Raw genomic sequence first — 20,357 nt, forward strand, 5'->3', positions numbered from 1 at the left:
ATTAACTGTCGGAACGCTGACGATCGTCGTAACGCTCCAGGCTTAATGCATCCACATCGCGTTTTTCGCTGCGGCTGCAGGGCAGCAGTTTATCGGTGTCGCGGTAAACAAAGAAGGTTGCCTGGCTGCGCTGGTTCACAATCAGCTGATCGCCATTGCGAAAGCGGGTAATCGCCACCTGATCGCCCGCTTCTAAGCGGGTCCGCTGCTGACCGGCGGCAATCTGGAAGTGATTTTCCGGCCACATCAGGGTGGTTAAACCATATTCGGCACGCGAAACGGTCATGGTCGGCCGTCCGGGACAGTTAAGCTGAAATTCGGTTTCACTCCAGGCGGGTGCGATATGACAGGCCAGCAGGCCCAGGGCAATTAACGCTGCCTTCATGCTGTGTCTCCACTGATTTCATTGAGAATTTTCTTAGCTTAACATATAAAAACCAGATGAGAGGCGTGAGGCGAGCGTGACTAAGACCATTAAAAGGTAGAATCGGCGTGCGAAAAAAGCTGAAAGTTGAGAAAAGATAAAGTAATCCGGCCAGCCTGACAGCGTGCCCGCCTGGCCGGATTATGCCTATTCGGCGGCCACCTCGGCGGCCACTAACATCAGCGCCAGCCCGGCATTTTCGCTATCATAAGCCTGCATGGCTGCACGAATATTCGCTGAGCAGGCGAGCACCTGTTGCTTTTTATCGGCTTCCAGTTCGTCAATCGCGTGGCGAATAATCATTAGACTTGCTTCTTCTTCTTTCATCATTTATCCCTGGATTTGCCTAAGTGGTGCGCAAAGGAGCCAAGAATACCGTTTATTGCTAAGCAAAGTCACCCCTTTACATTCCTGTTGCTTAACGATTAAACAAATCACAAACAGGAAGCGTAGCGGAAACTGCTATAATTGAGTGATTGGTGGTGCAACAGGATAGACTCTGTGCCACAAGACTCCCAGGGATTGAAGCAGGTAGAAAATCATGATGCGACTCAGCATTTTTATCCTCATCGCATTGGTGACTGGATGTTCATCTGGCCCGAAAGGGGTGGAATGTCCGGGTGAGGTCTCGACAATTTATGGTCAGTCGATGGGACAGACACAGGGCGTGATTTTTGACCTGGTTAACAGCTTTACCGTGACACGAGACAATGTCAGCGTTAACAGTGGCCCGTTGCAGTCGCTGGATCGGTTTAAATATGTCCCCTCCGCTGTGACGCGTGAAGGTTACTATGCGCAGCGCCTGTCAGATAAGCAGTTCCGCCTGATTAATCCTTACCAGGACACCCAAATCACCTGGACCTGTCCATAAGGGATGAATCCTGCTGCCAGATCGTTTATTGTCAGGAAACGTCAAGCAGCAGGGCTCCCCGATGGAAAAGCGTCTGGATAACAACGGTTATATTGACTTCCCCTTCCCCGCTACGCGCAATGCGGATGGCTCTGTTAATCCCTGTGGCTTTGATCTGACGCTGGAAACCGGTCGTCTTGAAGAGATCGTCGTGCTGAATCGCTCAGCGAATCTGCGGCGACTGGTCGAGGAGGTTAATCTGCAGGAGGGGCTGTTTATGACCCTGGCCTGTGACTGGCAGCAGCAGGAAGATGCGGTCTGTGGTTTTATCGATGTGGCTTTTCGTCCCGACCTGCCGCAGCACGATCACCAGGAAGCTCTGCAGCTGGAAGCGAGCTTTCACCATTACCTGACCGGACAGGAGCAGCAACATCAACTGCCCGCCGGAACACTGGTCAACTATGCCCGTTCAGTACTTGACTGGAGCTGGTCGCCGCTGCGCCAGCGTCAGCGCGACTATGAAAAGATTACCATTCAGTTCTATTGCCCGCAGGCGGATGATGCCGAATGGTGTTTTGATCACCTGCGTCATTTTCTGGTGAGCGTTTATCCGGCCTGCATCGCCGGCCGTTCTCTCTGATCCCCTTTATCCAGGAGTCGCTATGCGTTCTGCTGCGCTGTCAGTTTTCACGCTGTTCTGCTCGCTGTTTTTTGCCGCGGCGGCCCAGGCCGATCGCTGCCAGCAAATCCGTGCCGGTCTGGATATCGGTTCCGGTACCACCAAAATTGCGGTGGCGCGCGTCAATGTCTGCCAGCAGCGCATCGAAAAAGTGCTGTATCAGGATCAGCGCGCCGTGGCCTGGAACGACGCATTAGCCCATTCAGCGGATAACCAGCTGAGTCCGGCAGTCACCCACGAAGGTGCCGCCGCACTGCAGCAGCTGGTAGCGCACGCACAGCGCTTTCATCCACAGCGAATCAGCGGCGTGGCGACGGCGGTGTTTCGCAATGCCAGCAACGGTCAGGCCGTAATTGAACAGTTGCAGCGCCAGAGTGGTGCACAAATCAGCATTATTTCGCAGCAGCAGGAAGCGATGCTCGGCTTTCTCTCTGCCAAAGCCGCGCTTAAGGATCCAATGGTCCGGGATGAGCAGTTGCTGGTCTGGGATATTGGCGGTGGGTCAATGCAGATGACGGCATGGCGACAGCAGGCGGGCAAACCGGTAGCGGATATTTACCAGGGCAGACTGGCCTCAGTGACGCTGAAAAACTTTATCCTGACGGTGCTGAAGAACAGCCCGGAGGCTAAATCGCCCAACCCGATTGGTTCCTGGCGGCAGTCGGTGCTGCGCTTTGTGCAGTTTTACGCGACTAACGAAGTCAGTCCGCAGATCAAACAGGATGTGGCCGGTCGTCGGGTGATTGGGATCGGAGGCGTGCACGGTTTTTCGATTCGCAATCAGTTACCGGGTAAACTCAACCGCTATACGCTGGCGACCCTGAGCCAGCTCTCGCAGCAGCAGGTCTGGAAAGGCGACAGCGAATTGCAGGGTGACTACCGCGCCACTGACGTGAGTAACCTGTTACTGGTGGAAGGTTATATGCAGGCGCTGAAAATGGATGAGGTGGAGATTGTTGAGACCAGCCTGATTCAGGGCGTGCTGTTGCAATAGCGCAACGCTTCCACACTTCGCTACACGTCAGATTTAACCAGCCGGATAGCGTGATCCAGCATCCGCTGCTCATCCCGTTCACTGTGGGCGCGCTGCTGGCGGGTACGCTTAAGCAGGTCGTAGATTTCGCCACGCCGGGTGTCATGACCGCGCTCCATCAGCACAATGACTGCATCGCCAATAACGCGGCAGACTTCATCATAGTCATCATCATTCAGTGCATCACGTTTCATCGTTTCTCCTCCGTCTGTGACTTTCTTCTCAAAAGGCTAGACAGGAAATGGCGGGCCCGCAAATGCAGCGCCATTAACAGCCAGAAATGATTTTTTAGGCCCTTATCGGGCGCTGGCGGAGCAGAACTCACTATCTTTGCTACGCTTTGAGAGTCTTACTCAAAACCAAGGAGCATTTAAATGTCAGGAAAAATCGAAGATAAAGTAAAAGAAGCCGCTGGCGCAGTTCAGGAACAATGGGGTGCAGCAACCGGTTCATCTGAGCATCAGGCTAAAGGCGCAGCGCGTCGTTACACCAACCAGGCAAGCTATGCTGCACGTGATGCTGCTGAGACCATTCGCGATCAGGTTCAGTCCAATCCTGCTGCCGGTCTGGCCATTGCTGCAGGCGTTGGCGTATTTATTGGCTTCCTGCTGGGTCGCAAGTAATACCGCCACACGTCAACAGAACGGGAGCCACGGGCTTCCGTTTTTTTTGGCTTTAGCTGACCGCATGCTGAGAAACATCTGAAAGATACGCCTTAACAGGCCAGCGCACGGTGAGTCTTCAGTCTTAATTACGTTCTCTTTCTGACAACATCAAGGTGACCTCATGAAAACGATTCCTGCTTTGCTGCTGGTTGCAGCGACCTTAACCTCTCTGGCGGGCTGCTCACATAAGAGCGACGCGATTAAAGAAGATGGCCGTCCCCATGCGCCAAGTGGCCAGTCTTCTCCTGGCGGCACCCTGGGTTCAGGCCCGGTGGGTCAGCCTCAGTCGTAATACCCTGCCCCGGCACACGTGCCGGGGTTTGTTTATTTATATTGAATAGCACCCGTAAAATAAATCCGCTATTAGTTAACCTGCTAGTAATTAAGGACGGAATTAAAAAATCCTTAAATGTTATTTTTATAACAATCATCTCAACTCTTTTCAATAATTGCCTACCTCTTTTACACAATTCTGTATATATATCCTGAATAAACAACACTAAAATTGTGGAAACAGTTTAAACAAATATTCTACGAACGATAAAAAACATTCCTCCCTGCTGAACTTTAGACGTAAAAATACCCTCTAATAATGCACAACACCTTTTGTTTAATAGTATTGATACGTTCAAGAGAATTCAGACGTGAAGAAAAAAAAGATTTATCTGATAGACCGAATTTTAACGCTTTATTCTCGATTTTCAGGCAGAACAAAACCGCAGGCCTTGCAGGCGCTGAAACCCGGCACAGTCGTGATTTACTCCACTACGGCTCTGGGCGATTTTCTGATGAATACACCGGCTATCTGGAGCCTGAAAAATCGCTTTCCCACCAGCAAATTTATTCTGGTTTCCAGTAAGAAAAATAAGGATCTGGTCAGCCGTTATAACTGGTTCGATAAGATCTATATCTGGGATAACAAAGTGGCTAATTTCCTGCCGCTATTTTTCAAACTGCGTCGCCAGAAACCTGATCTGTCAGTGATATTACACGCCCATTTTCCTTACGATATTATGAGTTCGGTGCTGACCGGGAGTAAGGCGATTGTGCGCGATCATTACGGCAGCGAATCGCCTGTGCTGAATAAATATCTTGATCACTATTCAGGCTATTTCGACGACCACACCATCAAGCGTAAGCTGAAACTGATAGAAGCGCTGGGTGCAGAGACAGAGCAGACCCGGATGCATCTGCCCGAGATAAATAATTGTCCTGCTGCAACGGTGAGCCATCGCCGTATCGGTTTTCAGTTAGGTGCTTCGAAAGATATTCGCCGCTGGCCGTTGACTTCATTCAGCCAGCTGGCGACCGCGTTGCTCGAACGCTGGCCTGACGCTGAAATTATTGTTACCGGTACAGCCGCTGAGCAGCCGCTTGAGAAACAATTTATCGAGAGCCTGCCGCTGCACTGCCGTAAGCGTGTGACGCCAATGGCGGGCAAAACGAATCTCAGCGGCCTGATCACCCTGATCCGCACGCTGGACCTGCTGGTCACCGGCGATACCGGCCCACTGCACATCGCCGTGGCGGCACAGACGCCAACGGTCAGCCTGTTCTCTACCGCCAATCCACGCTATACCGGCCCCTGTCAGGACAGCGATCGTCATATTGTTATTCATCGACCGGATAAAACGGCGTCACAGCATCCTATGGCGTCGATCAAGGCCGAAGAAGTCGAGCAGGCCGTGGCCAGACTGGTGGGGTAATGAACGATCTTTCTCACGCCATTATTGCGCTGATTGAATACCACAATCAGCCAACCGCCCTGGGCAGGTTCCGGAAAGTGGATCGGGCAGGTTTTCATCTGCAGCAGCTGCCGCTGAATGAGGTGGAGTTCGCGATTCTGATGAATGATTTTTTTGCCACGTTCAACGTCTGCTCTGAGCATTATGATGATGCCCGCTATTTTCCGGCGACGCTCCCGCGGCGTATGACACTGATGAAGGGATTTAAATCTGGCGGATATTATCCCGTAACGGTCGCGATGCTATGTGAAGCGGCCAGCCGGGGGCGCTGGCCTGAAGCAGATTACTGAATAATCGTATGGGCGAAGGCGTCATAGACCTCGCGGCTGCTCAGCGCGTTGACCTCACGTGACGCCGGTTGCAGCACCTGATAGTTAACCTGCCACGGATGCCAGCACGCCGGATCGCTGTCGCCAAACAGCGCCACTACCGGCAGCCCCAGTGCGGCACCGATGTGCATTGCCCCGCCATCGCTGCTCACCAGCCCCTGACACAACGACATAGCCGCAATCAGCTGCGGCAGGCTGGTAGTCGCCACCGCCTTTATCGGCAGGTGCGGACAGAGCGCCATGATTTCACGCGCTTTTTCATCATCCCCCGGATGACGCGGATTGTCGCGGCTGCCAGGTGACCAGAGCAGCATGATCTGGCAGGGATGATGCGCCGCGATCTTCTCCGCCAGCCCGGCAAACCGCGTGGCTTCCCACTGCTGGCTTGGCTTACGGGCGCTGATCTGAAGTGCATAGACCGGAAGAGTGGAATCAATGGCGTGGGTGTCTCGCAGGCTGGCCGCCATAGCCGTATCCGGCTGCAGGGTCAGTTTGCCTGGCGCGGTGGCGCTGAGATGCAAATCCCGTCCCAGACTAAACAGGGTTTCGCTGATATGACAGGGTGACTGGCTGGGTGGTGGCAATAACTCTGTGATCAGCGGATGCGACTGCTGCCCCAGCGCGATTACTCTGGCGGGACGCACGATTTTAACCCACTTCAGACCATGCTGATCCCAGCGGCTTTTGGCCAGAATCACGATGTCGTAACGTTGCTTTTTCAGATTCAGCATCAGCTTCAGTCGCTGCAACACACAGGCCAGTCGTCCCTGCCCTGCCTCACGGTGATGCAATTTGGTGTAATAAAAGAGCTGCCGGATATCGGGATTATGCTGCAACACGGGTGCAGCGTAGTTGTTGGTCAGTACATCAACCTGATACTGACCCGACTGCGCCAGCGCACTGATGAGCGGCGTGGTCAGCAAGGTATCGCCAATATTATCCCGACAAATAATTAAAACCCGCATGTCTGACATCCTCTGAGCACAGGCTACGCCGTTCTGGCTGAATAAAAGTGAGACTCGCACAATTAACGTCTCTGAAGCGTTAACGTAACGGCATAAGTCAGCAAATTAGTCAGCGCAGATCGAGGTAGGTTCAATGGTCGCCGTAATGTTGAAGGACGATGAGTGTTTTTCAGGCAAGTGAAATACCTGACGCATCAGCCGGATGATTGTTTTAACAGAACCCGTACTGGGGTATCAGCATTAAGAATGAGAAAAGGCCGCTCATGGCGGCCTGACATGATGGTTATATTACCAGTAACGTTAGCTGGCGCTATTTTCCAGCAGGCTGATGGCCAGCCTCATAACAGGTTCAGGCTCAATGCCGGTGAACATCCGGTGAATTTTTTCAGTAATGGCCTCGCGGGTTACCGGCTTATTCTCAGCCACAATTTCCATCACAGCCTGACCGAACAGCAGTCGGCATGCCGCAATGGCATCACTTACAGCCTCATCATCCATAATATTCTCCCTGTGTATCGGCAGAAGAGTACACCCCTGCTGCAGCAGGATCATGCTGAACTGTTTATTTTGCGGCACACGTTACAAAAATGAATGAGCTGTCTCGTACCGATAACCATGCCCGGCATGTTAAATGCCGGGCATTTATCAGACAAACAGGATATTAACTAATATTCTCATTTAACAAATCGAGAGCAACCTTGTAAATCAGCGCAGGCTGCGCATCAGGTAACATTACCTTTATTTTTGCTTCCAGCGTGCGGTTAGTTACTGGCTGATTATCTGCCAGTAATTCCAGTACAGCCTGGCCAAACATCAGCCGACAGATGTAAATCGCGTCTTTCGTATATTTTGTTTCCATAAATCCTCCTTATGAGTGAGGTATTACAGTAACGATAATCAGCCATGGAAAGATGTCCGTTTTGCGTTTACGGTTTCTTTTGCAGTGGCATCGGATAATGCAATTTGCATAAATATTAAAATGCTCAGCCGCAGGTAAGAATTTTTCTGGGTACGGACAGGGAAAAGCCATTCAGTCATACGTTGCAGAGGACGCTCATCGCCCGTTATTTTACTGAGCCAGCAGAGCATCAATGCTGAATACGTCATGGCTGAAGAGGCGAAGGAGGAGAGAATGGAAAAGTGCGAAAAGCGGATACAAAAAAGCCAGCATAGCGTTTAACGCTATGCTGGCTTAAGCGGATTACATATTTTCGATGATCGCGTCACCAAACTCTGAACATTTCAGCAGCTTAGCGCCATCCATCAGGCGTTCGAAATCGTAAGTCACGGTCTTGTTAGCGATAGCGCCTTCAACACCTTTAACAATCAGGTCAGCCGCTTCGAACCACTCCAGGTGGCGCAGCCTTACCTTAATATCAGATGGTTAATCTATTGATTTAGTGAGATAAAAAACTTAACCAGGTGCTTCAAACTGTTTTTTATGTGAGGGATTAGGCTATATAGATTAGTGAATTGATTAGGGTTTTGCAGAAGAATTCACTGATAATCCAGCCCGCCATTGAGCGGGCTATTTGTGGTCAGCCTGGCAGTTGACGCTGCCGGGATTTTTTAAACAGCCTCACGTTTTAGTGAATGTTATGCTTGAGCAACTTCATAGCCACATCGTAAACCAGTTCGGGCTTGCAGTCGGGAAGCATTTTCTTCACTTTATCTTCCAGGGCAACATTGGTTACCAGTTGATCATCGCTAAGCAATTCCAGTACCGCTTGACCAAATATCAACCGACAGATGTGGATTGCATCTTTTGTATATTTATCTTCCATAACACCTCCTTTTGTAAGAGATGTCACAATACGAAGAAGCAGATTCGACCTCATCTGACAGTGCGTTTTTTAAGCAAAGAAATCACAAGGCAATAACGTTGAATAACAATTAAAGTGATTGAATTTTCAGGGCGGTGGATGAGTTTTTCATTCTTGCAGCAGGAGTGACGGGGCAATGCTGGCAGCCAGATCATCGCGGCGCTCTTATAGCGCCACAACCCTGCTGGCGATTGCCTCGAGCGTCACCGTTTCACCTCTGGCCACCAGCTGCCAGGCACCCTCGCCCATAGCCATGTTATGCTATGCTGCCTTATAAATAACTTCTTCAAATCCATTTTCATATTCCGACTCCTCTTTAAAGAAAACCATTTAAACGCTGTGTTAAATTGATCACAAAATTTCAGCACATCTTCCAAATTATATTGATCAAACGCACCACTGAAACGATTAACGCATTTACATATAAAGATTTTTTTAATAATTTGAAAACACTAATCATGGATTGATCATAGGAAATGGCTAATGCAATACAGCAACCAAGTAATAGGATTTTTACAAGGAAATGACATTTTAGCTAAAAATCTCGACAACGCTCTTTTAGGCGTCAAAGAAGCAGTCTCAAACCAGATTGATACTATAGGTGCAGGTGCACAAAGAGCGTTGTATTACTTATCATGCTTTACGGATGAATATCAGGACGTTTGTCAGCAGCAAAAAACGGAGGATTTAAGGTTTATTAAAGCAGTTAATAAACTAATTACCTCCAGAAATATTGTGAATGACATGCTAAAAATATATTTCGACGAGATATTTAAATACAAAACGAACGCTCAACTCGAGCGAATTAAAATGTCTCTGATGGCGGTAAATATTCATATTGCCGCCAGCCATTTAACACAGCAAGGCTTTACCCTCGCAGTAACGGCGGCGGTTGCTGTAGGCATGAAAGCCAGTCTTAATATCAGCGCACTTGTCGGACGCAGTGCTGGCGTAGTTGTTGCTGCCGCTGGGGTGTATGGAGTTGTGCAAAAAGCAGCTGATAGTGCAAACCGGCTTCGTCAAACTCTGCCTGCATATTACACCGTGCTTTATGCAAATGAATTGGAAATGATGTATTTTCTTATCGACTCTTTATTTGATAATTCAGGGGCACTTAGAAATGCCACGCCTTCTGTTGATGAAATCACAAAAATCATTACTAATATGATTCGGTAAATAAATGATGATAAATTTCATAACCAGAATATTTAGAAGAATTTTTAAATCAATGATTGAACTTTATGGGCCTCCCCTTCTGGTTCTTACTTTTTCGGTTTTCTTTATACAAATTTTTCCAGACGGCCCTTATTGGCCCATACCCGCCTTTATCGTGCTAGTGGTAATATTTTTCCCCATACTTTTTAAATGGTAAATTAATAGCTAACAAGAACTTTAATTTTTTATAAGGAAATAACATGTCTACACCAGCTCATTTATGGCTAGAAGATGAAAACGGATCACCAATTGTTGGTAGTCGCCAGATGCCATTAAGGTTAGGCTCAATTGAATTAAAATCATTCTCACACGGCGTAACTATCCCTGTAGATCCCAGCTGGGGAAAATTAACAGGTACGCGTGTACACAACCCCATTACAATAGTTAAAGAGTTTGATCAAACAACGCCACTCCTATACCGCGCTGTCTGCGAAGGCCGCACCATGAAGAAAGCGATAATCCGAATGTATCGTATTCTGGAACCTGGCATCGAAGCAGAATATTTCAATATCATTCTGGAAAACGTAAAATTTACAACGGTTGCGCCGTATCTGGCCCCTAACGGTATGAGTAGTACTCATCTCGAAACGCTCGAATTACGTTATGAGGCGATTACATGGAAGTATACGGAGGGTAATGTAATTTACCGCGACACATGGAATCAACGAGCCACATATTGAACAAAAAAAGCCCGGCAATAGCCGGGCTGGTGTTGGCAGATAAAATTAAGAAAACTCTATAAAATCTCATTATTAAAAATATTCTTATCCACCCTATCACACACCCAAATAATATTAATTTCACGTTGTTTTCCTACTCATATATCAGGCTCTCTCTAACCATGTTCAAAATATACTCATCTTTAATTTTGCTCCGACTTATTTAACCGATCAATTCTCCAGAATTGATCGGTTAAACAGATCGACTGACATAAGGCTCTGTAAAAAAGGATTATTTGCTAATTCATAGCAACTATTTTTTTGGTTAACCCTCAACCTCAGTATCAGAGCTTTCGTACTTGTGATTCACCATCATCACACAACATCACAGGCAGAACGTTGCGAAGCGCTAACTATCAGCTCCATCACTACCGGCTTCATCAAAGCACGTAAAATGACAAGCCTGACAGAGAATGACACCCCACCAACATTCCACGAGCAGCGCTCACTGGCTGAGCGGTTATATCGTGAACAGGGCATGGACATACAGCACTACCTGGTCATAAAAAACCAGACGCAGACCGATAAATACAACGATGACAAGGGCAAAGATTGACTGGTCGTGGCGGTATAAAACAGTACGATTAATGTTCAGTTTAGCAGAAGGGTTTTGCTGGAGTTTTGCAGAAAAAAGTCAGAAAAAAAAGCCAACACGATTTTTACATTCGTGTTGGCTATATGTTTCGTAAAACTGATTACATATTTTCGATGATCGCGTCACCAAACTCTGAACATTTCAGCAGTTTAGCGCCATCCATCAGGCGTTCGAAATCGTAAGTCACGGTCTTGTTAGCGATAGCGCCTTCAACACCTTTAACAATCAGGTCAGCCGCTTCGAACCACTCCAGGTGGCGCAGCATCATTTCTGCAGACAGGATCACTGAACCTGGGTTCACTTTATCCTGACCGGCATACTTAGGCGCAGTACCGTGGGTTGCTTCGAACAGTGCACACTCATCACCAATGTTCGCGCCTGGTGCGATACCGATACCGCCAACCTGCGCCGCCAGGGCATCAGAAATGTAGTCACCGTTCAGGTTCATACAGGCGATAACGTCATATTCAGCCGGACGCAGCAGGATCTGCTGCAGGAACGCATCCGCGATCACATCTTTAACGATGATCTCTTTGCCGGTGTTCGGGTTTTTGAACTTCATCCACGGGCCGCCGTCGATCAGTTCGCCGCCAAACTCGTCTTTCACTAACTGGTATCCCCAGTCTTTGAAAGAGCCTTCGGTGAACTTCATGATGTTGCCTTTGTGAACCAGGGTCAGTGAATCACGATCGTTGGTGATGGTGTATTCCACTGCCGCGCGGACCAGACGTTTGGTACCCGCTTCTGAACACGGCTTAACGCCGATACCGCACTGCTCAGGGAAGCGAATTTTCTTCACGCCCATCTCTTCGCGCAGGAACTTGATTACTTTGTCCGCTTCGGCAGAGCCCGCTTTCCACTCGATACCCGCATAGATATCTTCGGAGTTTTCACGGAAGATCACCATGTCGGTCTCTTCAGGGCGTTTAACCGGGCTTGGTGTGCCTTTGTAGTAACGTACCGGACGCAGGCAGACGTAAAGGTCAAGCTCCTGACGCAGTGCTACGTTCAGTGAACGAATACCGCCGCCGACCGGGGTGGTCAGTGGGCCTTTAATGGCCACGCGATATTCTTTGATTAAGTCGAGCGTTTCCTGTGGCAGCCAGACGTCCTGACCGTAGAGTTCAACTGACTTCTCACCCGTGTAAATCTCCATCCAGGAGATTTTACGCTCGCCGTTGTAGGCCTTCTTCACCGCCGCGTCGACGACTTTCAGCATCACCGGGGAAACATCAACACCGATACCGTCACCCTCAATGTAAGGAATGACCGGATTGTTTGGTACGGTAAGCTTGCCCTGATTCAGGGTGATTTTCTGACCTTCCGCCGGAACTACTACTTTGCTTTCCATTAACCTCTCCTGGGCGTTTGTTAATGATTTGTAAGATGCGCGTCAATACTACTTGAATATTTCCGTCACGCCAATCACCGCAATTTCACGTTATAATGCGCCGAATGTTTCTGACTGCAAAGCCCATGCGAAAAACAACTCAACGAATTCACCAGGATAAACGATTCAGCCGCCCGACGCGTGATGTGCGACGTGCGCCTGCCCGCCCTGCTGCTCCACGACGTGTCATTCTGTTTAACAAACCGTTCGACGTTTTGCCGCAATTCACCGATGAAGCGGGCCGCCGCACCCTGAAAGATTTTGTCAGCGTCGCAGACGTTTATGCCGCGGGTCGCCTTGACCGTGATAGCGAAGGCCTGATGGTACTGACCAACGACGGTGCCCTGCAGGCCGCGCTGACGCAGCCCGGCAAACGCACGGGTAAGGTCTATTATGTGCAGGTGGAAGGCGAGCCTCAGGAGGCGGATCTTCAGCCTCTCCGCGAAGGGGTTAATCTGAAAGATGGCATGACGTTGCCCGCTGGCGTGGAAAAAGTGGCTGAGCCGGCGTGGCTCTGGCCGCGCCAGCCGCCAATCCGTGAGCGCAAAAATATTCCGACGCAGTGGCTGAAAGTCACACTGTATGAAGGCCGCAATCGTCAGGTACGCCGGATGACAGCGCATATTGGCTTTCCCACCTTACGGTTGATTCGCTACGCCATGGGGCGCTATTCGCTCGACGATCTGGCTCCGGGTACGTGGCGTGAAATCAGCGATAGCCCCACCTGAAAATCGATTTTTTATAACCTCAGGTTAACAATTGCGGAGAAGTGATGTTTAAACCTCATGTTACTGTCGCCTGTCTGGTCCAGGCAGAGGGTGAACTGCTGGTAGTGGAAGAGACGATCAACGGTCGTCCTACCTGGAATCAGCCTGCCGGACATCTCGAAGCGGATGAAACGCTGCTGGAAGCAGCCGAACGTGAACTCTATGAAGAGACGGGTATTGCGGCACCGATGCACTATTTCATCGGGATAAACCAGTGGATCGCGCCCGACAGTACGCCTTTTGTGCGTTTTCTGTTTGGCGTCGATCTGGCGGGGAAAACGCCAACTCAGCCGCAGGATAGCGACATCGATTGCTGCTGGTGGCTGCCGCCAGCGCAGATTCTCACTGCATCTAACCTGCGTTCGCCACTGGTCGCTGAAAGCGTGCGCCTGTGGCAACAGGGCACGCGCTATCCGCTACATCTGGTCAGCCCGTTCCAGTGGCCGTTTCACGAGGGTGCGCGCCTGCCTTCTGCATGATAGAATGCGCCGCCTGTTTTTTTATCGTAATGCGAGCGTGTCATGTCTGACAACAGCCAGAAAAAAGTGATCGTCGGTATGTCCGGCGGTGTCGATTCTTCCGTTTCCGCCTGGTTACTGCAGCAGCAGGGTTACCAGGTTGAAGGCCTGTTCATGAAGAACTGGGAGGAGGACGATGGCGAGGAGTATTGTACCGCCGCGGACGATCTGGCGGATGCACAGGCTGTGTGCGACAAGCTCGGTATGAAGCTGCATAAAGTTAACTTTGCTGCGGAATACTGGGATAACGTCTTTGAGCATTTCCTCGAAGAGTACAAAGCGGGCCGCACACCTAACCCCGACATTCTCTGCAACAAAGAGATCAAATTCAAAGCGTTCCTGGAGTTCGCAGCGGAAGACCTGGGCGCAGATTTCATCGCTACCGGTCACTACGTGCGCCGCAAGGACGTCGATGGTCAGAGCCAGCTGTTGCGCGGTCTGGATGGCAACAAAGACCAGAGCTACTTCCTCTATACCCTGAGTCACGAGCAGATTGCACAGAGTCTGTTCCCGGTCGGCGAGCTGGAAAAACCGGAAGTGCGCCGCATTGCGGAACAGCTGGACCTGATCACCGCAAAGAAAAAAGATTCGACCGGCATCTGCTTTATCGGCGAGCGCAAATTCCGCGACTTCCTGGCGCGCTATCTTCCGGCTCAGCCTGGCGAGATAGAAACTACCGAAGGCCAGATCGTCGGTGAACATCAGGGGCTGATGTACCACACACTGGGACAGCGTAAAGGTCTGGGTATCGGCGGGTTGAAAGAGAGCAAAGATGATCCCTGGTATGTGGTCGACAAAGACGTGGCGCGTAACCGTCTGATTGTCGCCCAGGGTGGCGATCATCCGCGTCTGATGTCCGTTGGCCTGATTGCGCAGCAGTTGCACTGGGTTGATCGTCAGCCAATCACCGCTCCGCTCCGCTGCACCGTGAAAACCCGCTATCGTCAGACCGATATTCCCTGTGAGATTATTCCTCAGGGCGACGACCGGATTGCGGTGCGTTTCGACGAGCCGGTTGCTGCAGTCACGCCAGGCCAGTCTGCAGTCTTTTACCTTGGCGACGTCTGCCTCGGTGGCGGTATTATCGAACAGCGTCTGCCATTAGTGGCGGAGTAAGCGGGCTCAGCCCGCGTTGATGACGCGTAAACAGGAGTAACCGTGGCGAAAAATTATCAGGAAATCACGCTGGCGCTGGCGGGCATCTGTCAGTCCGCCCATCTCGTGCAGCAGCTGGCTCAGCAGGGTCACTGCCAGCCTGAGGCGCTGACCGTGTCGCTGCGCAGCGTGCTGGATCTGAATCCTGGCTCCACGCTGGCGGTATTCGGCAACAATGAAGCCAACCTGCGCCTGGGACTCGAAACGCTGATGGCGGTGCTGAACAGCAGTAGTCGCCAGGGCGCAGGTGCTGAACTGACGCGTTACACCCTGAGTATGATGGTGCTGGAGCGCAAACTCAGCGCCAGTAAATCCGCCATGACAACGCTGGCACAGCGCATTACGCAGTTGGATCGCCAGCTGGCACATTATGAACTGGAGTCAGACACCATCCTCAGCGCGATGGCGGGCATCTATGTGGATGTGATCAGTCCGCTTGGCCCGCGTATCCAGGTTACCGGTTCGCCTGCGGTGCTGCAGAATACGCAGGTGCAGAGTAAAGTGCGTGCTACCCTGTTAGCCGGTATCCGCGCGGCCGTATTGTGGCAGCAGGTCGGCGGTGGCCGACTGCAACTGATGTTCTCGCGTCAGCGTTTGCTGCGTGAAGCGAAAACCCTCTTATCCCGGCTGCCACTGACTTACTAAGTCGGTGCGGCAAAACACTGCTAAATGATTCAGGAGTTGCACTGATGGAATTATCCTCTCTGACCGCCGTCTCACCTATCGATGGTCGTTACGGCGATAAAGTCAGCCCGCTGCGTGCGATTTTCAGCGAGTTCGGTCTGCTGAAATTCCGCGTTGAGGTTGAAGTTCGCTGGTTACAAAAACTGGCCGCGACCGCAGAGATCAAGGAAGTTCCTGCATTTGATGCCGACGCAAACGCTTTCCTTGATGCAATTGTCGCCGGTTTTTCAGAAGCAGATGCAGCACGCATCAAAACGATTGAGCGCACCACCAACCATGATGTGAAAGCGGTTGAGTATTTCCTGAAAGAGAAAGTGGCTCATATCCCTGCCCTGCATGCCGTCTCTGAATTTATCCACTTCGCCTGCACCTCTGAAGATATCAACAACCTGTCGCACGCCCTGATGCTGGAAACGGCCCGCCGTGACGTGATCCTGCCTTACTGGGACCAGCTGATCAGCGCCGTGAAAGGTCTTGCCAGTGAATACCGCGACATTCCGCTGCTCTCCCGCACCCACGGCCAGCCGGCGACGCCTTCGACCATGGGTAAAGAGATGGCCAACGTCGCCTACCGTCTGGAGCGTCAGTTACGTCAGCTGAAGCAGATTGAAGTGCTGGGCAAAATCAATGGTGCAGTCGGTAACTATAATGCCCACATTGCTGCCTATCCTGAAGTGGACTGGCATGCGCTGAGCGAGAACTTCGTCACCTCACTGGGCATCACCTGGAACCCCTACACCACACAGATTGAGCCACACGACTATATCGCTGAGATGTTCGACTGTATCGCCCGCTTTAACACTATCCTGATCGATTTCGATCGTGATATCTGGGGTTATGTGGCGCTGAACCATTTCAAACAGAAAACCATTGCGGGTGAAATTGGCTCCTCAACCATGCCGCATAAAGTTAACCCGATCGACTTCGAAAACTCCGAAGGCAATCTGGGCCTGGCGAACGCCGTGATGCAGCATCTGGCCAGCAAGCTACCGGTCTCACGCTGGCAGCGTGACCTGACCGACTCTACCGTGCTGCGTAACCTTGGCGTGGGCGTCGGTTATGCGCTGATCGCCTATCAGGCGACGCTGAAAGGCATCTCTAAGCTGGAAGTGAACCGTGACCGCCTGCTGGACGAGCTGGATCACAACTGGGAAGTGCTGGCGGAACCGATCCAGACGGTGATGCGCCGTTATGGCATTGAGAAGCCGTATGAGAAGCTGAAAGAGCTGACGCGCGGCAAACGCGTGGATGCTGCCGGTATGCAGGCCTTTATCGACAGCCTGGCGCTACCGGATGAGGAAAAAGTGCGTCTGAAGCAGATGACGCCTGCAAACTATATTGGTCGCGCTATCCAGATGGTTGACGATCTGAAATAATGCCCGCCGCAGACCGGCACAGTCCGGTCTGCGTTAACATCTTGTTTAATACATTTCGCGTATACTTTCTGCAGGTTGACTCAAACAGAGTGTAAGGAATTTCTATGCGTGTTCTGGTTGTTGAAGACAATGCCCTGCTGCGCCATCATCTCGCCGTCCAGTTACGTGACATGGGCCATCAGGTCGATGCCGCCGAAGACGCCAAAGAAGCTGACTATTTTCTTCGGGAACATCTGCCCGATATTGCGCTGGTGGATCTCGGCCTGCCGGATGAAGATGGCATGTCGCTGATTCGCCGCTGGCGCAGTGATGCTGTGCGTCAGCCCATTCTGGTCCTGACTGCCCGTGAGGGCTGGCAGGCGAAAGTCGAAGCGCTGGAAGCCGGTGCGGATGATTACGTGACTAAACCGTTTCATATTGAAGAAGTCGCGGCACGCCTGCAGGCGCTGATGCGCCGTAACAGCGGTCATGCGTCGCAAATCATCGATATGGCCCCGTTTCAGGTCGACCTCTCACGGCGTGAGCTGACGGTGAATGAAGAGCCGGTGAAACTCACCGCCTTTGAGTACACCATTGTCGAGACGCTTATCCGTAACGCGGGCAAAGTGGTGAGCAAAGACTCGCTGATGTTGCAGCTCTATCCTGACGCTGAACTGCGCGAAAGCCACACCATCGACGTCCTGATGGGCCGTTTGCGCAAAAAGATTCTGGCGTTGCACCCCACTGAAGTCATCGCCACCGTGCGTGGCCAGGGTTACCGCTTTGATCTCTGACCATGTCCTGGTTTAACCGTTACCGCCCTATTTCGCTGCGCGCCCGCTTTCTGCTGGCCTCCGCAGCGATAGTCCTGTTCCTTTCACTCTCTTACGGCATGGTCGCAGTCATTGGCTATGTGGTGAGTTTCGATAAAAATACCTACCGGGTGATGCGCGGCGAGAGCAATCTGTTCTTTACGCTGGCGCAATGGCATGACAATAAGCTCACCATCGCTCAGCCGGAACGCATGACGCTGAATTTTCCGACGCTGGTCTTCATCTACGATGAGCACGGCAAGCTGCTGTGGCAGCAACGCGACGTGCCGGATATTCGCAAAAAGATCCGCCGCGAATGGCTGCTGAAGCCTGATTTCTACGAGATCGATACCAGCAACCGCACCAGCATGGTCGCGATGGGGAACAATCTCAACGCTAAACAACGGCTTAATGACTGGGACACGGACAGCAACGATACCTTTACCCATTCGGTTGCCGTTAACCGTTACGATGCCACGACGAATCTGCCCGCGCTCACCATCGTGGTGGTCGACTCTATTCCACAGGAGCTTCAGCACTCGGACGTGGTCTGGTCGTGGTTCAGCTATGTGCTGGCGGCCAACCTGATACTGATTGTTCCGCTGCTGTGGCTGGCCGCGCACTGGAGTCTGCGGCCAATCGGTGCGCTGACTCAGCAGGTGCGCGAGCTGGAAACCAGTCAGCGCGAAAACCTGGACGATAATCCGCCGCAGGAGTTGCGCAGTCTGGTGCGCAACCTCAATCTGCTGCTGACCAATGAGCGGCAGCGCTATACCCGCTATCGCACCACCCTTTCTGATCTGACCCATAGCCTGAAAACGCCGCTGGCCGTGTTGCAGAGTACGCTGCGCTCGCTGCGCAACGGTAAAGAGCTGACGGTGGAGCAGGCAGAACCGGTCATGCTGGAGCAGATCAGCCGCATCTCACAGCAGGTGGGATACTACCTGCATCGCGCCAGTATGCAGGCCGATCACAACCCATTGCAGCGCGATATCCATTCCGTTTCCGGTCTGCTCGACAAGCTCTGTTCGGCACTGAATAAAGTCTATCAGCGCAAAGGCGTGGCGATAACGCTGGATATCTCACCGGAGCTGTCCTTTATTGGCGACCAGAATGACTTTATGGAAGTGCTGGGCAACGTGCTCGATAACGCCTGCAAGTACTGCCTGGAGTTTATCGAAGTCAGCGCTTTTCAAAGCGAAAATGCACTGCATCTCTATATTGACGACGATGGTCCGGGTATTCCCGAGAGCAAGCGCGATTTAGTGTTTGTCCGGGGTCAGCGTGCCGATACGCTGCGGCCAGGACAGGGCTTAGGTCTGGCGGTGGTGCGCGACATACTGGAACAGTATGATGGCAATGTCATCGCCACCAGCAGTGCGCTGGGCGGAACTCGTATGGAAGTGGTTTTTCAGCGCCAGGAAGTCGAACATCACCGCGAGTAGAAAACCGTCCGGGCTGTTATACTAGCTGGCATTTACAGCCCTAAGCGGAACCCTTGTATGGACTATCAGCTCGATATTAACTGGCCCGATTTTATTCAGCGCTACTGGCAGAAACGCCCGGTCGTGCTGAAGCGTGGTTTCAAAAACTTTGTCGATCCCCTTTCACCGGATGAACTCGCCGGACTGGCAATGGAAAACGAGGTGGACAGCCGCCTGGTCAGCCATCAGGACGGCAAATGGCAGGTCAGCCACGGCCCGTTTGAGAGCTATGATCATCTGGGAGAGAACAACTGGTCACTGCTGGTCCAGGCGGTTAATCACTGGCATGAACCCTCTGCCGCGCTGATGCGCCCTTTCCGCTTCCTGCCTGACTGGCGTGTTGATGACCTGATGGTGTCGTTTGCTGTGCCTGGCGGCGGCGTCGGCCCTCATTTTGATCAGTATGATGTCTTTATTATTCAGGGTACTGGCCGCCGTCGCTGGCGCGTCGGTGAAAAAGTGGCGCTGAAACAGCACTGCCCGCACCCGGACCTGCTGCAGGTTGAACCGTTCGATGCCATCATCGATGAAGAGCTGGAGCCGGGCGATATTCTCTACATTCCGCCGGGATTCCCGCACGAAGGCTACTCGCTGGAAAACGCACTGAACTACTCCGTGGGTTTCCGCGCCCCCAGCGGTCGCGAGTTAATCAGCGGCTTTGCAGACTATGCCCTGGCCAATGAGCTGGGCAGCCTGCGCTTCAGCGATCCGGATGTGCCTGCACGTGATTGCCCGTCGCAGATCCTGCCGCAGGAAATTGAAGGCGTGCGCCAGCTGATGCTGGATGTAGTCAATCAGCCGGCGCAGTTTGAGCAGTGGTTCGGCGAATTCATTTCGCAGTCACGCCACGAACTCGACGTCGCGCCGCCGGAACCGCCTTATCAGCCTGATGAAATTTATGATGCGCTGCAACAGGGCGATGCGCTGAGCCGGTTGGGTGGCCTGCGTGTCCTGACGATTGGTGATGCTGTTTATATCAATGGTGAGCGGGTTGAGTGTTCACGCCCTGATGTGATGGCAGTTCTGGCGAATCACTATCGCATCACACTGGAGGATCTGGGCGATGCGCTGGATGATCCGGCCGTACTGGCGCAGATCGCCGGTCTGGTGAATGCCGGATACTGGTACTTCGGCGAGGAATAACCCACAG

Annotated in this window: 26 protein-coding genes and 1 pseudogene; 18 read left to right on the top strand and 9 right to left on the bottom strand. The window is 51.8% G+C overall.

Annotated features, from left to right (window positions below):
- Position 1: 1 nt before the first annotated feature.
- Positions 2-385, bottom strand: a complete 384-nt coding sequence (locus F3I20_RS03500; protein WP_150009619.1) for a hypothetical protein — start codon at positions 383-385, stop codon at positions 2-4.
- Positions 386-571: 186 nt separating this feature from the next.
- The gene (locus tag F3I20_RS03505) at positions 572-751 is read right to left on the bottom strand and encodes a hypothetical protein (RefSeq protein WP_013357539.1); all 180 of its coding nucleotides are present in this window, start codon (positions 749-751) and stop codon (positions 572-574) included.
- Between the two features lie 214 nt (positions 752-965).
- Here F3I20_RS03505 and F3I20_RS03510 point away from each other — a divergent pair, with 214 nt between their 5' ends.
- The 3 genes from F3I20_RS03510 (at position 966) to F3I20_RS03520 (ending at position 2,947) form a co-directional block, all read left to right on the top strand.
- A complete protein-coding gene (locus F3I20_RS03510) occupies positions 966-1,295 on the top strand; it encodes a hypothetical protein (RefSeq protein ID WP_150009621.1) in 330 nt (109 codons plus the stop codon).
- A gap of 61 nt (positions 1,296-1,356) precedes the next feature.
- The gene (locus tag F3I20_RS03515; protein WP_150009623.1) at positions 1,357-1,914 is read left to right on the top strand and encodes a hypothetical protein; all 558 of its coding nucleotides are present in this window, start codon (positions 1,357-1,359) and stop codon (positions 1,912-1,914) included.
- A gap of 22 nt (positions 1,915-1,936) precedes the next feature.
- Complete coding sequence (locus tag F3I20_RS03520; protein ID WP_150009625.1) at positions 1,937-2,947, top strand: Ppx/GppA phosphatase family protein; 1,011 nt, start codon at positions 1,937-1,939, stop codon at positions 2,945-2,947.
- A 20-nt stretch (positions 2,948-2,967) separates the two neighbouring features.
- Here the strand turns inward: F3I20_RS03520 and F3I20_RS03525 are convergent, their stop codons facing one another.
- Complete coding sequence (locus F3I20_RS03525; protein WP_150009627.1) at positions 2,968-3,180, bottom strand: DUF2767 family protein; 213 nt, start codon at positions 3,178-3,180, stop codon at positions 2,968-2,970.
- A gap of 180 nt (positions 3,181-3,360) precedes the next feature.
- Here F3I20_RS03525 and F3I20_RS03530 point away from each other — a divergent pair, with 180 nt between their 5' ends.
- The 4 genes from F3I20_RS03530 to F3I20_RS03540 all read left to right on the top strand — a co-directional run bounded on the left by F3I20_RS03530 (position 3,361) and on the right by F3I20_RS03540 (position 5,686).
- Positions 3,361-3,609, top strand: a complete 249-nt coding sequence (locus F3I20_RS03530; RefSeq protein ID WP_013357534.1) for an ElaB/YgaM/YqjD family protein — start codon at positions 3,361-3,363, stop codon at positions 3,607-3,609.
- 163 nt (positions 3,610-3,772) lie between these two features.
- Positions 3,773-3,943: a hypothetical protein gene (locus F3I20_RS23840; RefSeq protein WP_013357533.1), complete on the top strand. Its 171-nt coding sequence runs from the start codon at positions 3,773-3,775 to the stop codon at positions 3,941-3,943.
- Positions 3,944-4,295: 352 nt separating this feature from the next.
- Complete coding sequence (locus tag F3I20_RS03535) at positions 4,296-5,357, top strand: glycosyltransferase family 9 protein (protein ID WP_150009629.1); 1,062 nt, start codon at positions 4,296-4,298, stop codon at positions 5,355-5,357.
- On the top strand, positions 5,357-5,686 hold the full coding sequence (locus F3I20_RS03540; protein WP_150009631.1) for a DUF1493 family protein: 330 nt from the start codon (positions 5,357-5,359) through the stop codon (positions 5,684-5,686). Before F3I20_RS03535 ends, F3I20_RS03540 begins: the two co-directional genes overlap by 1 nt.
- On the opposite strand, the gene F3I20_RS03545 is transcribed toward F3I20_RS03540, so the two are convergent.
- From F3I20_RS03545 to F3I20_RS03565, 5 genes and pseudogenes are all read right to left on the bottom strand, one after another.
- Positions 5,680-6,690: a glycosyltransferase family 9 protein gene (locus F3I20_RS03545; protein ID WP_150009633.1), complete on the bottom strand. Its 1,011-nt coding sequence runs from the start codon at positions 6,688-6,690 to the stop codon at positions 5,680-5,682. The genes F3I20_RS03540 and F3I20_RS03545 overlap by 7 nt on opposite strands.
- A 300-nt stretch (positions 6,691-6,990) precedes the next feature.
- A complete protein-coding gene (locus tag F3I20_RS03550) occupies positions 6,991-7,188 on the bottom strand; it encodes a hypothetical protein (RefSeq protein ID WP_150009635.1) in 198 nt (65 codons plus the stop codon).
- Between the two features lie 163 nt (positions 7,189-7,351).
- Positions 7,352-7,549 carry a hypothetical protein gene (locus F3I20_RS03555; protein ID WP_150009637.1) on the bottom strand — a complete coding sequence of 66 codons (198 nt, stop codon included), beginning with the start codon at positions 7,547-7,549 and terminating at the stop codon, positions 7,352-7,354.
- Positions 7,550-7,891: 342 nt separating this feature from the next.
- Positions 7,892-8,062 (bottom strand): annotated as a pseudogene (locus F3I20_RS03560) (NADP-dependent isocitrate dehydrogenase); the annotation flags it as partial.
- Between the two features lie 214 nt (positions 8,063-8,276).
- Positions 8,277-8,474 (bottom strand): hypothetical protein, encoded by a 198-nt coding sequence (locus tag F3I20_RS03565; protein WP_150009639.1) that lies wholly within the window; start codon positions 8,472-8,474, stop codon positions 8,277-8,279.
- Positions 8,475-8,996: 522 nt separating this feature from the next.
- Here F3I20_RS03565 and F3I20_RS03570 point away from each other — a divergent pair.
- The 3 genes from F3I20_RS03570 (at position 8,997) to F3I20_RS24095 (ending at position 11,003) form a co-directional block, all read left to right on the top strand.
- The gene (locus F3I20_RS03570) at positions 8,997-9,689 is read left to right on the top strand and encodes a hypothetical protein (RefSeq protein WP_150038176.1); all 693 of its coding nucleotides are present in this window, start codon (positions 8,997-8,999) and stop codon (positions 9,687-9,689) included.
- Between the two features lie 239 nt (positions 9,690-9,928).
- Positions 9,929-10,408: an Hcp family type VI secretion system effector gene (locus F3I20_RS03575; RefSeq protein ID WP_150038177.1), complete on the top strand. Its 480-nt coding sequence runs from the start codon at positions 9,929-9,931 to the stop codon at positions 10,406-10,408.
- A gap of 433 nt (positions 10,409-10,841) precedes the next feature.
- Positions 10,842-11,003 (top strand): site-specific integrase, encoded by a 162-nt coding sequence (locus F3I20_RS24095; RefSeq protein WP_223811647.1) that lies wholly within the window; start codon positions 10,842-10,844, stop codon positions 11,001-11,003.
- 139 nt (positions 11,004-11,142) lie between these two features.
- Here F3I20_RS24095 and icd read toward each other — a convergent pair whose 3' ends face one another.
- Positions 11,143-12,393, bottom strand: coding sequence for an NADP-dependent isocitrate dehydrogenase (gene icd / locus F3I20_RS03585; protein WP_013357495.1), 1,251 nt, complete (start codon positions 12,391-12,393; stop codon positions 11,143-11,145).
- Positions 12,394-12,497: 104 nt separating this feature from the next.
- Here icd and rluE point away from each other — a divergent pair, with 104 nt between their 5' ends.
- From rluE to F3I20_RS03625, 8 genes are all read left to right on the top strand, one after another.
- Positions 12,498-13,160, top strand: a complete 663-nt coding sequence (gene rluE, locus F3I20_RS03590) for a 23S rRNA pseudouridine(2457) synthase RluE (RefSeq protein WP_150009645.1) — start codon at positions 12,498-12,500, stop codon at positions 13,158-13,160.
- A gap of 44 nt (positions 13,161-13,204) precedes the next feature.
- The gene (locus tag F3I20_RS03595) at positions 13,205-13,678 is read left to right on the top strand and encodes an NUDIX domain-containing protein (protein WP_150038178.1); all 474 of its coding nucleotides are present in this window, start codon (positions 13,205-13,207) and stop codon (positions 13,676-13,678) included.
- Between the two features lie 42 nt (positions 13,679-13,720).
- Positions 13,721-14,833 carry a tRNA 2-thiouridine(34) synthase MnmA gene (gene mnmA, locus F3I20_RS03600; protein WP_150038179.1) on the top strand — a complete coding sequence of 371 codons (1,113 nt, stop codon included), beginning with the start codon at positions 13,721-13,723 and terminating at the stop codon, positions 14,831-14,833.
- A 42-nt stretch (positions 14,834-14,875) separates the two neighbouring features.
- Positions 14,876-15,517, top strand: a complete 642-nt coding sequence (gene hflD, locus F3I20_RS03605; protein ID WP_013357492.1) for a high frequency lysogenization protein HflD — start codon at positions 14,876-14,878, stop codon at positions 15,515-15,517.
- Between the two features lie 44 nt (positions 15,518-15,561).
- A complete protein-coding gene (gene purB, locus F3I20_RS03610) occupies positions 15,562-16,932 on the top strand; it encodes an adenylosuccinate lyase (protein ID WP_150038180.1) in 1,371 nt (456 codons plus the stop codon).
- A 104-nt stretch (positions 16,933-17,036) separates the two neighbouring features.
- Positions 17,037-17,705, top strand: a complete 669-nt coding sequence (gene phoP, locus F3I20_RS03615; protein ID WP_150009655.1) for a two-component system response regulator PhoP — start codon at positions 17,037-17,039, stop codon at positions 17,703-17,705.
- 2 nt (positions 17,706-17,707) lie between these two features.
- Positions 17,708-19,168, top strand: coding sequence for a two-component system sensor histidine kinase PhoQ (phoQ, locus tag F3I20_RS03620; protein ID WP_150009657.1), 1,461 nt, complete (start codon positions 17,708-17,710; stop codon positions 19,166-19,168).
- 57 nt (positions 19,169-19,225) lie between these two features.
- The gene (locus F3I20_RS03625) at positions 19,226-20,350 is read left to right on the top strand and encodes a ribosomal protein uL16 3-hydroxylase (RefSeq protein WP_150038181.1); all 1,125 of its coding nucleotides are present in this window, start codon (positions 19,226-19,228) and stop codon (positions 20,348-20,350) included.
- Positions 20,351-20,357 lie beyond the last annotated feature (7 nt).

The sequence above is a fragment of the Candidatus Pantoea gossypiicola genome, from assembly GCF_008632075.1.
In the GTDB taxonomy this organism is placed as follows: Bacteria; Pseudomonadota; Gammaproteobacteria; order Enterobacterales; family Enterobacteriaceae; genus Pantoea; species Pantoea gossypiicola.

What these genes read in the sequence shown, in the direction of transcription:
- F3I20_RS03500 (WP_150009619.1), bottom strand. Translation starts at nt 385, where the DNA reads ATGAAGGCAGCGTTAATTGCCCTGGGCCTGCTGGCCTGTCATATCGCA.
- F3I20_RS03505 (WP_013357539.1), bottom strand. Translation starts at nt 751, where the DNA reads ATGAAAGAAGAAGAAGCAAGTCTAATGATTATTCGCCACGCGATTGAC.
- F3I20_RS03510 (WP_150009621.1), top strand. Translation starts at nt 966, where the DNA reads ATGATGCGACTCAGCATTTTTATCCTCATCGCATTGGTGACTGGATGT.
- F3I20_RS03515 (WP_150009623.1), top strand. Translation starts at nt 1,357, where the DNA reads ATGGAAAAGCGTCTGGATAACAACGGTTATATTGACTTCCCCTTCCCC.
- F3I20_RS03520 (WP_150009625.1), top strand. Translation starts at nt 1,937, where the DNA reads ATGCGTTCTGCTGCGCTGTCAGTTTTCACGCTGTTCTGCTCGCTGTTT.
- F3I20_RS03525 (WP_150009627.1), bottom strand. Translation starts at nt 3,180, where the DNA reads ATGAAACGTGATGCACTGAATGATGATGACTATGATGAAGTCTGCCGC.
- F3I20_RS03530 (WP_013357534.1), top strand. Translation starts at nt 3,361, where the DNA reads ATGTCAGGAAAAATCGAAGATAAAGTAAAAGAAGCCGCTGGCGCAGTT.
- F3I20_RS23840 (WP_013357533.1), top strand. Translation starts at nt 3,773, where the DNA reads ATGAAAACGATTCCTGCTTTGCTGCTGGTTGCAGCGACCTTAACCTCT.
- F3I20_RS03540 (WP_150009631.1), top strand. Translation starts at nt 5,357, where the DNA reads ATGAACGATCTTTCTCACGCCATTATTGCGCTGATTGAATACCACAAT.
- F3I20_RS03545 (WP_150009633.1), bottom strand. Translation starts at nt 6,690, where the DNA reads ATGCGGGTTTTAATTATTTGTCGGGATAATATTGGCGATACCTTGCTG.
- F3I20_RS03550 (WP_150009635.1), bottom strand. Translation starts at nt 7,188, where the DNA reads ATGGATGATGAGGCTGTAAGTGATGCCATTGCGGCATGCCGACTGCTG.
- F3I20_RS03555 (WP_150009637.1), bottom strand. Translation starts at nt 7,549, where the DNA reads ATGGAAACAAAATATACGAAAGACGCGATTTACATCTGTCGGCTGATG.
- F3I20_RS03565 (WP_150009639.1), bottom strand. Translation starts at nt 8,474, where the DNA reads ATGGAAGATAAATATACAAAAGATGCAATCCACATCTGTCGGTTGATA.
- F3I20_RS03570 (WP_150038176.1), top strand. Translation starts at nt 8,997, where the DNA reads ATGCAATACAGCAACCAAGTAATAGGATTTTTACAAGGAAATGACATT.
- F3I20_RS03575 (WP_150038177.1), top strand. Translation starts at nt 9,929, where the DNA reads ATGTCTACACCAGCTCATTTATGGCTAGAAGATGAAAACGGATCACCA.
- F3I20_RS24095 (WP_223811647.1), top strand. Translation starts at nt 10,842, where the DNA reads ATGACAAGCCTGACAGAGAATGACACCCCACCAACATTCCACGAGCAG.
- icd (WP_013357495.1), bottom strand. Translation starts at nt 12,393, where the DNA reads ATGGAAAGCAAAGTAGTAGTTCCGGCGGAAGGTCAGAAAATCACCCTG.
- rluE (WP_150009645.1), top strand. Translation starts at nt 12,498, where the DNA reads ATGTTTCTGACTGCAAAGCCCATGCGAAAAACAACTCAACGAATTCAC.
- F3I20_RS03595 (WP_150038178.1), top strand. Translation starts at nt 13,205, where the DNA reads ATGTTTAAACCTCATGTTACTGTCGCCTGTCTGGTCCAGGCAGAGGGT.
- mnmA (WP_150038179.1), top strand. Translation starts at nt 13,721, where the DNA reads ATGTCTGACAACAGCCAGAAAAAAGTGATCGTCGGTATGTCCGGCGGT.
- purB (WP_150038180.1), top strand. Translation starts at nt 15,562, where the DNA reads ATGGAATTATCCTCTCTGACCGCCGTCTCACCTATCGATGGTCGTTAC.
- phoP (WP_150009655.1), top strand. Translation starts at nt 17,037, where the DNA reads ATGCGTGTTCTGGTTGTTGAAGACAATGCCCTGCTGCGCCATCATCTC.
- phoQ (WP_150009657.1), top strand. Translation starts at nt 17,708, where the DNA reads ATGTCCTGGTTTAACCGTTACCGCCCTATTTCGCTGCGCGCCCGCTTT.
- F3I20_RS03625 (WP_150038181.1), top strand. Translation starts at nt 19,226, where the DNA reads ATGGACTATCAGCTCGATATTAACTGGCCCGATTTTATTCAGCGCTAC.